At 70.3% G+C, this 12818-nt stretch carries 12 protein-coding genes; 9 read left to right on the top strand and 3 right to left on the bottom strand.

The window, feature by feature from the left end:
* The first annotated feature begins 24 nt into the window (after nt 1-24).
* Nucleotides 25-1887, top strand: coding sequence for a translation elongation factor 4 (gene lepA, locus ABD298_RS02870; protein ID WP_344298197.1), 1863 nt, complete (start codon nt 25-27; stop codon nt 1885-1887).
* The gene (gene hemW, locus ABD298_RS02865) at nt 1888-3126 is read left to right on the top strand and encodes a radical SAM family heme chaperone HemW (protein ID WP_344298196.1); all 1239 of its coding nucleotides are present in this window, start codon (nt 1888-1890) and stop codon (nt 3124-3126) included. It begins immediately after the preceding gene.
* A 42-nt stretch (nt 3127-3168) separates the two neighbouring features.
* Here the strand turns inward: hemW and ABD298_RS02860 are convergent, their stop codons facing one another.
* Together ABD298_RS02860 and ABD298_RS02855 are read right to left on the bottom strand one after the other, a co-directional pair.
* The gene (locus ABD298_RS02860; protein ID WP_208712604.1) at nt 3169-3573 is read right to left on the bottom strand and encodes a DUF4870 domain-containing protein; all 405 of its coding nucleotides are present in this window, start codon (nt 3571-3573) and stop codon (nt 3169-3171) included.
* Between the two features lie 90 nt (nt 3574-3663).
* Nucleotides 3664-4515 (bottom strand): DUF3097 domain-containing protein, encoded by an 852-nt coding sequence (locus ABD298_RS02855; protein WP_344298195.1) that lies wholly within the window; start codon nt 4513-4515, stop codon nt 3664-3666.
* A gap of 156 nt (nt 4516-4671) precedes the next feature.
* Here ABD298_RS02855 and hrcA point away from each other — a divergent pair, with 156 nt between their 5' ends.
* Genes hrcA through ABD298_RS02840 form a run of 3 tightly spaced genes read left to right on the top strand, consistent with a single transcriptional unit; the run spans nt 4672 to nt 7619 of the window.
* Nucleotides 4672-5688 (top strand): heat-inducible transcriptional repressor HrcA, encoded by a 1017-nt coding sequence (hrcA, locus tag ABD298_RS02850; RefSeq protein ID WP_344298194.1) that lies wholly within the window; start codon nt 4672-4674, stop codon nt 5686-5688.
* A gap of 12 nt (nt 5689-5700) precedes the next feature.
* Nucleotides 5701-6828: a molecular chaperone DnaJ gene (gene dnaJ, locus ABD298_RS02845; protein ID WP_344298193.1), complete on the top strand. Its 1128-nt coding sequence runs from the start codon at nt 5701-5703 to the stop codon at nt 6826-6828.
* A 2-nt stretch (nt 6829-6830) separates the two neighbouring features.
* Complete coding sequence (locus tag ABD298_RS02840) at nt 6831-7619, top strand: 16S rRNA (uracil(1498)-N(3))-methyltransferase (protein WP_344298192.1); 789 nt, start codon at nt 6831-6833, stop codon at nt 7617-7619.
* 57 nt (nt 7620-7676) lie between these two features.
* On the opposite strand, the gene ABD298_RS02835 is transcribed toward ABD298_RS02840, so the two are convergent.
* Nucleotides 7677-8621, bottom strand: coding sequence for a GerMN domain-containing protein (locus tag ABD298_RS02835; RefSeq protein ID WP_344298191.1), 945 nt, complete (start codon nt 8619-8621; stop codon nt 7677-7679).
* Between the two features lie 211 nt (nt 8622-8832).
* Here ABD298_RS02835 and ABD298_RS02830 point away from each other — a divergent pair, with 211 nt between their 5' ends.
* Genes ABD298_RS02830 through era form a run of 4 tightly spaced genes read left to right on the top strand, consistent with a single transcriptional unit; the run spans nt 8833 to nt 12692 of the window.
* Nucleotides 8833-9981, top strand: coding sequence for a PhoH family protein (locus ABD298_RS02830; protein ID WP_425564284.1), 1149 nt, complete (start codon nt 8833-8835; stop codon nt 9979-9981).
* Nucleotides 9978-10451, top strand: coding sequence for an rRNA maturation RNase YbeY (gene ybeY, locus ABD298_RS02825; RefSeq protein ID WP_344298190.1), 474 nt, complete (start codon nt 9978-9980; stop codon nt 10449-10451). Before ABD298_RS02830 ends, ybeY begins: the two co-directional genes overlap by 4 nt.
* Entirely contained in the window at nt 10448-11746 is a 1299-nt protein-coding gene (locus ABD298_RS02820; protein ID WP_344298189.1) for a hemolysin family protein, read from the top strand. The genes ybeY and ABD298_RS02820 overlap by 4 nt, the downstream gene beginning before the upstream one ends.
* Complete coding sequence (era, locus tag ABD298_RS02815; protein WP_344298188.1) at nt 11739-12692, top strand: GTPase Era; 954 nt, start codon at nt 11739-11741, stop codon at nt 12690-12692. Before ABD298_RS02820 ends, era begins: the two co-directional genes overlap by 8 nt.
* Nucleotides 12693-12818: the final 126 nt, after the last annotated feature.

Genomic DNA, 12818 nt, shown 5'->3' with positions numbered 1-12818 from the left:
CGCCCGAAGTGAGGACCGTTCACAGTGTCTCCCATGGCCCGCACCGCCCCGGTGCCTGCCGCGACGGATCCGTCGATCATCCGCAACTTCTGCATCATTGCGCACATCGACCACGGCAAGTCGACCCTTGCCGACCGCATGCTGCAGTTCACGGGCGTCGTCCAGCCCCGGGACATGAAGGCCCAGTATCTGGACCGTATGGACATCGAGCGCGAGCGCGGCATCACCATCAAGTCCCAGGCCGTGCGCATGCCCTGGGAGGTCGACGGCACCGCCTACGCGCTGAACATGATCGACACGCCTGGGCACGTCGACTTCACGTATGAGGTTTCCCGCTCGCTCGCTGCCTGCGAGGGAGCCGTCCTCCTGGTCGACGCGGCGCAGGGGATCGAGGCGCAGACGCTCGCGAACCTCTACCTCGCGATGGAGAACGACCTCACGATCATCCCGGTCCTGAACAAGATCGACCTCCCCGCAGCCCAGCCCGAGAAATACGCGGAGGAACTCGCGAACCTCATTGGCGGGGATCCGGCAGACGTGCTGAAGGTGTCGGGGAAGACCGGCGTCGGCGTCGAGGGGCTCCTGGACCGCATCGTGGCGGCCATCCCTGCACCGGTCGGTGATGCGATGGCCCCCGCCCGGGCCATGATCTTCGACTCGGTGTACGACACGTACCGCGGCGTCGTGACCTACGTCCGCGTCGTGGACGGCTCGCTCAACCCGCGCGAGCGCATCCAGATGATGTCCACGAAGGCCAGCCACGAGCTGCTCGAGATCGGCGTGATCTCCCCGGAGCCCATCCCGTCGAAGGGCCTGGGCGTGGGCGAGGTCGGCTATCTCATCACGGGCGTGAAGGATGTGCGCCAGTCCAAGGTCGGCGACACCATCACCAACCTGTCCAAGCCCGCCGCGGAATCGCTCGGCGGCTACCAGGACCCCAAGCCGATGGTCTTCTCGGGCCTGTACCCCCTCGACGGGTCGGATTACCCGGACCTGCGCGACGCGCTGGACAAGCTCAAGCTGAACGACGCCGCGCTCGTCTACGAGCCGGAGACCTCGGCCGCCCTCGGCTTCGGCTTCCGCGTCGGCTTCCTCGGCCTCCTGCACCTCGAGATCGTGCGGGAGCGCCTTGAGCGCGAGTTCAACCTCGACCTGATCTCCACCGCCCCCAACGTCATCTACGAGGTCACGCTCGAGGACAAGTCGGTCGTCACGGTCACGAACCCGAGCGAGTTCCCCACCGGCAAGGTCAAAGAGGTGCGGGAGCCGATGGTCTCCGCGACGATCCTCGCCCCGAACGAGTTCGTCGGCGCGATCATGGAGCTGTGCCAGAGCCGCCGCGGCCAGATGAAGGCCATGGACTACCTGTCCGAGGACCGCGTGGAACTGCGCTACTGGATCCCCCTCGCCGAGATCGTCTTCGACTTCTTCGACCAGCTCAAGTCCAAGACCCGCGGCTACGCGTCGCTCGACTGGAAGGCCGACGGCGAGCAGGCCGCCGACCTGGTCAAGGTCGACATCCTCCTCCAGGGCGAGCAGGTGGACGCCTTCAGCGCCATCACCCACCGGGACAAGGCCTACTCGTACGGCACGATGATGACGGCGAAGCTCCGGGAGCTCATCCCGCGCCAGCAGTTCGAGGTCCCCATCCAGGCCGCGATCGGCTCGCGCATCATCGCCCGCGAGAACATCCGCGCGATCCGGAAGGACGTCCTCGCCAAGTGCTACGGCGGCGACATCACCCGTAAGCGCAAGCTGCTCGAGAAGCAGAAGGAAGGCAAGAAGCGCATGAAGATGGTCGGGCGCGTGGAGGTCCCGCAGGAGGCCTTCATCGCGGCGCTCACCACGGACGAGTCGAAAGACTCGAAGGATCGAGCGAAGAAGTAAGTGCCCAGCACACTGCCGCTCGGGGACCCCGCGCCGGCCGACGGCGCCCTGCCGCCGCAGGCTGCGGCCGGCGCCGCGGGGCGGGGCTTCTCGCTCTACGCGCACATCCCGTTCTGCGCCGTCCGCTGTGGGTACTGCGACTTCAACACGTACACGGCGAAGGAGCTCGGCGGCGGAGCCTCGCAGGACGCGTACGCCGCTACCGCGGCGTCCGAGGTGCGCTTCGCGGCGTCGGCCCTCGACGCCTCCGGCGTGCCGCGTCGTCCCCTGTCGACCGTCTTCTTCGGCGGAGGAACGCCCACCCTCCTGCCGGCGGAGGACCTCGCCACGATCCTCACGACGGCCGTGGAGGAGTGGGGCCTCGAGCCCGGCGCCGAGGTGACGACCGAGGCAAATCCGGACTCGGTCACGCCGGAGTCGCTCGTGACCCTCGCGGCGGCCGGTTTCACACGGGTGTCCTTCGGGATGCAGTCCGCCGTCCCGCACGTGCTGCGGGTCCTCGACCGCACCCACACGCCGTCGCGCGTGCCCGAGGCGGTGCGCTGGGCGCGGGAGGCAGGCCTTGACGTGAGCCTGGACCTCATCTACGGCACGCCGGGGGAGAGCCTCGATGACTGGCGCGCGTCACTCGATGCGGCCCTTGCCTGCGAACCCGACCACGTGAGCGCCTATGCGCTCATCGTCGAGGAGGGGACGAAGCTCGCTGCGCAGATCCGCCGCGGTCAGGTCCTCGACGTCGACGACGACGACCACGCCGAGAAGTACGAGCTCGCCGACGCCGTGCTCGCCGACGCGGGCTTCAGCTGGTACGAGGTGAGCAACTGGGCCCGGGGGGATGCCGGATCGGTGCGGTACGCCTGCCGGCACAACCTTGCCTACTGGAACGGCGGGGACTGGTGGGGGATCGGCCCGGGAGCCCACTCCCACGTCGGCGGAGTCCGCTGGTGGAACGTCAAGCATCCCACCGCCTACGCCGCGCGGCTGGGCGAGGGAACCTCCCCTGCGGCTGGCCGGGAGACGCTCGACGACGAGACGCGCCACGTCGAGCGGGTCCTCCTGCAGATCCGGCTAGCCTCAGGCCTGCCTGTGGCGGAGCTCGGGCCGGAGAGCCGCTCCGAGGTTGCGGGCCTGATCGCCGAGGGGCTCGTCGAGGGTGCGGCGGCCCTCCGGGGGCGGCTTGTGCTCACGCTGCGCGGGCGCCTGCTCGCGGACGCGGTGGTGCGCCGGCTTCTCGCCTGAATCAGACCATGCCCCCGTCGTTCCGGCGCGTGCCCGCGGTTCCTAGGAGATGAGCCGGAGGTTGTAGCGGTAGCGGTACGGCTGGCCGCGGTTGACTTGGATGCCGGCGATCACGGAGAAGACCGTGAGCGCGATCCACACGAGCGTCGCCAGGACCGCGAACACGTTCCCGACCACCGGGATGAGCGCCAGGATGTTGCAGACCACGGCGGCGGCGGTCGGCGGGAGCGTGAAGTTGAGCGCCTCCTTGGACTCCTGGGCCGTGAAGGGCCCGCGGTCCCTGAAGACCAGGTAGATCAGCAGTGACGGCAGGCACCCGAGGATCCCGCCGAAGTGAGCGAGCGTCGCCCACTGGCGGTCCTCAGCCGCCGTGAGCGGCATGGCACGGGCTGGCGCGCCGTGGTATTCGCTCTCTCCGTCGCGTCGGTCCTGCGGGTACTCGGCCACTGGATGTCCCTGCCTGTTCGGTGTCGTCGTGCGGTGGCCGCACCAGACGGCCTGCCCGAGGGCATTCCAAGGATATCCAAGGTTGTGCGCTCAGGCGGTCAGGAAGTCGATCACCTCTTCGACGCGTCCCAGCAGGGAGGGCTCAAGGTCCGCGTAGGTGCGCACGGTGCCCAGCAGCTTCTGCCACGCGAGCCCGAAGTCCTCGGGCGTGCTGCGGGGCCAGCCGAAGGCGGCAAGGATGCCGGTCTTCCAGTCGGTGCCCCGCGGCACCGCCGGCCAGGCAGGGATCCCCAGCGTGGAGGGCTTGATGGCCTGCCACACGTCCACGTACGGGTGGCCGACGATGAGGACGTTCCCTGCCGCCCCGGGGCTCCGCATGGCCTCCGCTGCGATCCTGGACTCCTTCGATCCCTCCACCAGATGGTCCACGAGGATGCCCAGCCGGCGTTCCGGGCCGGGCCCGAAGTCCGCGATGGCGGCCGCGAGGTCGTCCACACCGTGCAGTGGCTCGACGACGATTCCCTCAACGCGCAGGTCGTCTCCCCAGACCTTCTCGACGAGCTCGGCGTCGTGCTTGCCCTCGACCCAGATGCGGCTGGCCTTGGCAACCTGTGCGCGCATGCCCTCGACCCGGACCGACCCCGAGGCCGTTCGGGCGGGAGGGGCCGCGGTCCGCTGGGGTGCCGGCGGGCCCACCCGGACCGGGCGGCCGTCCACAAGGAAGCCGTACCCCAGCTGGAAGGACCGTGAGCGGCCCCGCCGGTCCTCGAGGGTGATGAGGTGCATCCCGCCGGACTTCTCGATGCGTGTGACGGCGCCCACCCATCCGCTCTCGGCGTCCTCGAGGACGAGGCCGACCGAGGCAGGGACCGTGGGCAGCCCGCGTGGGGAGGGGGCGCTCAGGTCTGCAGGGCCCCAGCTGTCATAGGAGAGTCGGTCCACCCGTCGGATCCTACGGCCCCGCCGCTCGGACGGTGCGCTCATCCTTGCGTGGCGCGGGGCACATGACCGTGCGGAAACGGTGCGTGGGCATAATAGACTTAGCACTTGCTCTGAGAGAGTGCTAACGCAACCGGCCATGCGAGCAGGAGGTGGGATGTGAGCGAGCCGCGCAAGCTCGAGGTGCTGCGGGCCATCGTGGAGGACTATGTGCACTTCAGGGAGCCGGTCGGCTCCAAGGCACTCGTCGACCGCCACAAGCTCGGCGTCTCGAGTGCGACGATCCGCAACGACATGGCCGCACTCGAGGACGACGGCCTCATCACGGCTCCCCACACGAGCGCAGGACGCGTCCCGACGGACAAGGGCTACCGCGTCTTCGTCGACCACCTCGCCGCCGTGCGCCCCCTCTCCCCAGCGGAGAAGCACGCGATCCAGGGCCTCCTCGACGGCGCCGACGACCTCGACGACGTGCTCGAGCGTACCGTTCGCCTCCTGTCGCAGCTGACGAACCAGGTCGCCGTCGTGCAGTACCCCCAGCTCGGCCGGGCCCGGGTGCGCCACGTGGAGGCGGTGCTCATGGCACCGCATCAGATCCTCCTCGTGCTCATCGCAGACACCGGGACCGTGGAGCAGCGCGTCCACACGGTCTCCGAGGAGGTGGACCGCGACCGGCTCGCGGCCCTGCGGGAGAAGCTCCTCGCGGGGCTGGTCGGCGCCCCGGTCGTGAAACTCGGCGAGGCCCTCGGCCGCGTCGTCGGGTCGCTGGCCCCCGCGGACCAGTCGCTCGCGGCGGAGCTCGGGCGGGGCCTGTCCCTCCTGGCCGAGTCGAGCCGTGAAGACCGCATGGTCATGGCGGGCACGGCCTATCTGGCCAGGTCGAACAGCGACTTCCTCCAGAGCATCTCGCCCGTGCTCGAAGCCCTCGAGGAGCAGGTCGTCCTGCTCCGCCTGCTGTCCGAGATGGCGAACGACCCCCGGGGGGTCGCCGTCACCATCGGGCGCGAAAACGCCTACGACGGCCTTGCCGAGACCTCTGTCGTGGCCACCGGGTACGGCGGGGACGACGGCCCCAAGCTGGGCATCCTCGGCCCGACGCGCATGGACTATCCGGCCAGCATGGCCGCGGTCCGCGCCGTCGCCCGGTACCTCTCCAAGATTCTCGCTGGAAGCTAGAGAAAGAAGACCGTGAGCAGCCATTACGAAACCCTCGGCGTTCCGACCGACGCGACCACCGAGGAGATCAAGAAGGCCTACAAGAAGCTGGCCCGCAGGCTCCACCCGGACATCAACCCGGGCGAGGAGGCCTCAGAGCAGTTCAAGGCGGTGACCCACGCCTACGAGGTCCTGTCGGACCCGCAGAAGCGGCGCGTCTACGACACCACCGGCAATGAGAACGGCACCGACAACGGCTTCGGCGGCGCCTACAACGGCTCCGGCTTCGCGTTCCAGGACATCTTCGAGACGTTCTTCGGCGGGGGCGGCGCGCAGGCCGGCCCGGCTTCGCGCGTGCGGCGCGGCCAGGACGCCCTGATCGCGGTGCGGATCGAGCTCAAGGACGCCGTCTTCGGGGTCAACAAGAAGCTCGAGGTGGACACGGCCGTGACCTGCGAGCGCTGCGACGGCTCGTGCTGTGAGCCGGGCACGGAACCCGTGCGCTGCACCGTGTGCGGCGGCAGCGGCCACATCCAGCGGCCCGTCCGCTCGATCCTGGGCCAGGTCATGACACTGGCCACGTGCCCCACCTGCCAGGGCTTCGGCACCGAGATCCCGAGCCCGTGCAACGAGTGCGGCGGCGAGGGCCGCGTCCGCAGCCGCCGCTCGCTCACCGTCAAGATCCCGGCGGGCGTGTCGACCGGCACCCGCATCCAGCTCGCCGGCCAGGGCGAGGCAGGGACAGCTGGCGGCCCCTCGGGAGACCTGTACGTAGAGATCCGCGTGGCCTCGCACTCGACGTTCACGCGCGACGGCGACCAGCTCAACGCGACCGTCAGCGTCCCGATGACCGCTGCAGCCCTGGGCTCCGAGCTGAGCCTCGAGACCTTCGACGGCGAGCAGACCATCACTCTGCGCCCGGGCACACAGTCCGGTGACGTCGTCACCCTCCACGGGCTGGGCGTCGCCCGGCTCCGCAGCTCGGGCCGAGGCGACCTGCTCGTGCACATCCGTGTCGAGACGCCGACCAAGCTCGACGCCGAGCAGGAGGAGCTCCTGCGCCAGTTCGCGAAGCTGCGGGGCGAGCACGTGGGCGACGGCAAGCTCGTCGCCAGCGGCGGAGTCTTCGCCAAGCTGCGCGACAAGCTGGGCAACCTCTAGAGATGTCCCGGCCCCTCTTCTACGTCCCGGCTGGAATGCTCGACGGGATCCAGCCCGGAGACCTCGTCGAAGTGGGAGGCCCTGAGGGCCGCCACGCCGTCGCCGCGAAGCGCCTCGCCAAGGGCGAAGGGGTTGACCTGGCCGACGGCGCGGGCGTCCGGGCCGTCGGCACCGTCGCCGGGGCGGAAGGCCAGACGCTGACCGTCGGCGTCGAGCGGGTCGCCCGTGAGCCGCGGCCGCCCTTCCGGTTCGTGCTCGTCCAGGCCCTCGCCAAGGGCGACCGCGACGAGCTCGCGGCCGAGGCGGCGACCGAGCTCGGCGTCGACGCCGTCATCCCGTGGCAGGCCGAGCGCTCGATCGTGCGGTGGAAGGGCGAGCGCGGTGAGAAGGCCCTCGCCAAGTGGCGCTCCGTCGTGGTGGCGGCGGCCAAGCAGGCGCGCCGCGCCGTCGTGCCCGCCGTCGAGGCCGCGCACGACGGCGCGCGGCTGGCCGAGCGGATCGCCTCGGCGAGGCTCGCCGTCGTCCTCCACGAAGATGCGGTCGAGCCGCTGTCCACGGTCCTCGAGACGTTTGCGGCCCAGGAGGGCGACGAGGGCGAGGTGCTCTTCGTCGTCGGGCCCGAGGGCGGGATCACCCCCGACGAGCTGGCCCGCTTCACTGCCGCGGGCGCGCGGCTCGCGCTCCTCGGCCCGCATGTCCTGCGCTCGTCCACGGCGGGCCCGGCTGCGCTTGCCCTGGCCGGCGACCGGCTCGGCCGCTGGCGGGCGCGGGACGGCCGCGCCGACTCCTAGCCGCACACAGAGCTGCGCGCGCAGCCGCGGTCCACTGCCGGGTGAGGGGCCGATTCCTCAGGGCCCGACGTGCACGTCCTTCGAGTCCCAGGCGGTGTTCCCGGTGTTGGGGACGGCGGAGGCCTCCTCCTTGGGCAGCACCCGGACCTCGTAGTCGCCCGGGGGCAGGTTGACCGTGAAGGTGAATTCGCCGGGACGCGAGCTCTGGGTGCCCGGGGCCACGGTCCCGCTGAGGTAGACGGAGGACTTGCCCGGCGAATCCCTGCGGAGCACCTGCCAGCCGAGCTCCTGGTCCGCCCGGGTCGACCTGCCGAACACCTTCAGCGGCCCGTCGAGCCCCACGCCTTCCTGGGGGTCGATGATCCAGGCCGGGGCCAGCATCGAGGGGTCGCGCTGCATGAGCTGGCCGAGCTGCACCCGCTCGAAGGCGAGCTGGGAGGTGTGCCCATCGACGAGGAGCATGACCGAGATCGGCTGGTCCGAGTCGATGAGGCCGGCACTCGCAGCGGCCGCTGTCGCGGTGTAGACGAGCTGCTGCACCGCGAGCTGGGCTGTCGGCTCGTCCACGCCGGTGTTGAAGGCGTCCGCCGACACATCCACGGTGATCACGTTCCGTCCCGAGACCGACGCGGCGAGCTTCTTCGGCGTCTGCCAGGGACTGAAGTAGTCAGGGTCGAGCGGCTTCTGGGACATCATGAGGCGCAGGGCGGTCGCGATGGGATTGTCCTGGCCGCCCGCGTCCCGGAACTCGCGGTACAGGTACACGCCGTCCTTGGCCCGCCCCAGCCAGTACACCGGGGCCTTCGCCGAGGTCTGGGATGTCTCGAGGGGTGCCGAGGGCTGGGTGTTGCCGGGGACCTGGCTCGCGGTGGCCCCGGCGGCGATGCTCGGCTGGGGTGACCCGACGGCCGTGCAGCCCGCGAGCGAGACCACGGCAGCCGCGAGCACCGCAGGCACAGCCGGCCAGAGCCGGCAGCGCGCGCGCAGCGCTGTGGGTCCCATGCATCCTCCGCTGATCGTCGTCGCCCCGAGGGCGTCGCTCGTGTCCGGGGCAGCCGGGACGCCGTCGGGGTGCCCGGGCCACATTCCAGCTTGGCACAGCACCGGCGCGCGGAAGCCCCCGTGGAGGCAGCCGTGTCCCAAGTGATGCGCGATTGAGACGTTGCCAGCCTCTGGCTCCCATCGGGTCGCCGGACGGCGCCGCGGCAGTAGGATGGGCGCCACGGGCGGCACGCGAGCGGCCCGGCGTAGGGTCGACGCGAGGGTTCGGCCCGGACGAGGAGAGAGACGGCCTGTGACAGCGGACTTCCCGCACACGACCCCGGCAGCACGCACCGAGGTGCTCCGATTCGGCTCGAGCGAGGAGATGGTCCAGATCCTCGGCCCGCACGATGAAGCGCTGCGCTTCATCGAGGAGCAGTTCCCCGCAGTCTCCTTCCACGCGCGCGGCAACGAGCTCACGATCGTCGGCCCTCCTGAAGAGGTGCCGCACATCCGTCGGCTCTTCGAGGAGGTCTCGGCGATGGCCGGCCAGGGCACGGCCGTGACCACCGCCTCGCTGGCCCAGCTCGTGTCGATGCTGCGCACCCAGACGGTATCAAGCCCGTCCGAGGTGCTCACCCACAACATCCTCTCCAGCCGGGGCCGCACGATCCGCCCGAAGACGGCCAACCAGAAGAACTACGTCGACGCGATCGACGCACACACGGTCATCTTCGGCATCGGGCCCGCCGGCACCGGCAAGACCTACCTGGCGATGGCCAAGGCCGTCCAGGCACTCCAGCACAAGGACGTCAGCCGGATCATCCTCACGCGGCCGGCGGTCGAGGCGGGGGAGAGGCTGGGCTTCCTGCCGGGAACACTGAGCGACAAGATCGACCCCTACCTCCGCCCGCTGTACGACGCGCTGCACGACATGATGGACCCCGAGTCCATCCCGCGGCTCATGGCTGCGGGGACCATCGAGGTCGCGCCGCTGGCGTACATGCGCGGCCGCACCCTCAACGACGCGTTCATCATCCTCGACGAGGCGCAGAACACGACCCCCGAGCAGATGAAGATGTTCCTGACCCGTCTGGGGTTCGGCTCCAAGATGGTGGTCACGGGGGACGTGACGCAGGTCGACCTCCCGTCGGGGACGGCTTCCGGGCTGCGCGTGGTGCAGCAGATCCTGGCCGGCGTCGAGGACGTCAGCTTCTCCGTCCTCGAGGCTTCCGACGTCGTTCGGCACCGGCTCGTGAGCGACATCGTCGACGCATACGGGCGCTGGGACGACGAGCAGCGCGCCGCACAGGAGCGCCGTCGTGCCCGGGCCCGCACCCAGGCGCCCGACGGTCCGACGCCGACTAAGCTGGACCAGTGAGCATCGAAGTCAACAACGAGTCCGGCGTGGCCGTCGACGCGGAGGCACTCGTCCGTCTGGCCCGTTTCGTGTTCGAGCGCCTGTGGCTCCATCCCCAGACCGAGCTCTCGGTCCTCCTCGTGGACGAGCAGGCGATGGAGCGCCTGCACGTCGAGCTCATGGACGAGCCCGGGCCGACCGACGTGCTCTCAGTCCCGATGGACGAGCTGACCCCGGGGACCCCCGGCCGCCAGACCCCGCAGGGGATGCTGGGCGACATCGCCATCTGTCCCCAGGTCGCCGCGGAACAGGCGAAGCGCGGGGGGCACTCGACCGACGACGAGATGCTCCTCCTCGCCACCCACGGCATCCTGCACCTCCTGGGCTTCGACCACGCGGAGCCGGAGGAAAGGGACGAGATGTTCACGCTCCAGAGGGAGCTGCTCACCGAGTTCCTCGGCCGCCCTGCCCCGAGCGAGACGGTGGCGTGACCCCGGTCCTCCTCTCTGTCCTGGCGCTGGTCTTCGTAGCCCTCGCGGGGCTCCTCACGGCCGCGGAGGCCGCGCTCGCCTTCCTCCCGCGGCACGACGCCGAGGAGCGGATCGAAGCGGGCCAGGCGGCCGCCCTCGCAAGGATCCTCGGGGACCCCGTCCCGCACCTGCACGCCCTGCGGTTCTGGCGCATCTGGTTCGAGACTGCGGCGGCTGTTGCGGTGGCGGTCCTCGCCTTCAGCCTGCTCGACAACGTGTGGCTGGCGGGCCTGGCCGCCACCGCCGTCATGGCGCTTGTCGGGTTCCTCCTCGTCGGCGTCTCCCCGCGCCAGCTCGGCCGCCAGCACGCGCTGCCGGTGGCGGTCGCCTCGGCCCCCCTCGTGAGCGGGCTGCGCATCGCGCTGGGGCCGGTCCCGGGCTGGCTGGTCTCCCTCGGGAGCCGGGCCACCGGAACCGATCCGGGCAGCGAGGAAGCCACCTACAGCTCGACCGAGCTCCGCGAGTTCGTCGAGCGCGCGAGCGATGCCGAGGACTTCGAGGAGGAGCAGGCGGAGCTGCTCCAGTCCGTGTTCGAGCTGGGGGAGACGCTCGTGCGCGCCGTGATGGTGCCGCGCACCGACATCATCTCGATCGAGGCCGGCTCCACCTTCGCGCAGGCGATGAGCCTCTTCCTCCGCTCCGGATGCTCCCGCGTGCCCGTGTTCCGCGAAAGCCTCGACGACGTCGTGGGCATCCTCTACCTGAAGGATGTCGCCGCCCGCCTGCACCAAGACCCGGCCGCGGCCGCCGGGCGCGTCGAGGACCTTGCCCGGGAACCCCGATTCGTCCCTGAGTCCAAGCCCGTGGACGAGCTGCTCAAGGAACTCCAGAGGGAGTCGATCCACCTCGCGATCGTGGTCGACGAGTACGGCGGGACCGCGGGCCTCGTGACCCTGGAGGACCTCATCGAGGAGATCGTCGGCGAGATCGTCGACGAGTACGACGACGACGCGGCCGAATCAGTCCCCCTCGGCGACGGGCGGTTCCGGGTTGCCGCCCGGATGAGCCTCGATGACCTCGGGGAGCTGTTCGACCTCGACATCGAGGACGACGAGGTCGAGACCGTGGGCGGCCTCCTGGCCAAGGCTCTGGGGCGGGTGCCGATCGTGGGGAGCTCCGCCGAGATCCACGGGGTGCAGCTCACCGCCGAGCGCATCGAAGGCCGGCGGAACCGGGTGAGCCACATCCTGGCAGAACGAGTGCACGAACCGACCACCACCGACGAGAACGAAGAAGCAGGGACCAACCATGGCTGAGACCTCCGCAGGACACGGCACAGCGCCGGACTACCGGGCCGGATTCGCGGTGCTCGTCGGGCGGCCGAACGCGGGCAAGTCGACTCTGACCAACGCGCTCGTCGGCCAGAAGGTCGCCATCACCTCGGCCAAGCCCCAGACGACGCGGCACACGATCCGCGGGATCGTGCACCGCTCCGACGGCCAGCTGATCCTCGTCGACACGCCAGGCCTGCACCGGCCGCGCACCCTCCTGGGCCAGCGACTGAACGACCTCGTGGCCGAGACCCTCTCGGAGGTGGACGCCATCGGGTTCTGCATTCCGGCGAACGAACGGATCGGCCCCGGGGACAGGTACATCGCGAACCAGTTGGCAGGGGTTCCCCGGAAGCCGATCGTGGCGCTCGTGACGAAGGCCGATCTCGTGGACCGTGCCGCACTGGCCGAGCAGCTCCTCGCCGTCGAGGCTCTGGGCCGGGAGGTTGTCGGCGGAGAGGGCTGGAGCGACCTCGTGCCGGTCTCGGCCCAGGACGGCTACCAGGTCAAGACGGTCGAAGACGTCCTCATCGGCCACATGCCTTCCTCACCACCGCTGTACCCGGACGGCGAGCTCACGGACGAGCCCGAGGCGGTCATGGTCGCGGAGCTCATCCGCGAGGCGGCGCTCGAGGGCGTGCGCGACGAGCTCCCGCACTCGCTCGCCGTCGTGGTCGAGGAGATCGTGCCCCGGGAGGGCCGCAGCGAGGACAACCCCCTGCTCGACGTCCGGGTGAACCTATTCGTGGAGCGGCCGTCGCAGAAGGCCATCATCATCGGTCGGGGAGGCTCGCGGCTCCGCGAGGTCGGGACTGCCGCGCGGCGCGGGATCGAGGCGCTGCTCGGCACGCGCATCTACCTGGACCTCCACGTCAAAGTCGCCAAGGACTGGCAGCGGGACCCCAAGCAGCTGGGCAGGCTCGGTTTCTAGACGGCCTCACTCGGGTAGGCCACACCGTGACGCTCCAGCCGCGTCTCCCAGCGGCCGTACAGGGCGACCGAGTAACATGGAGTGACTCAGGACCCTGACGGAAGGCCCCCTCCTTGGCTCGACGAG

Origin of the sequence: Sinomonas flava (assembly GCF_039531875.1) — a bacterium.
GTDB lineage: Bacteria > Actinomycetota > Actinomycetes > Actinomycetales > Micrococcaceae > Sinomonas > Sinomonas flava.
The sequence above is the reverse complement of the archived record's forward strand: the minus strand, read 5'-3'. Positions and strand labels throughout refer to the sequence as shown.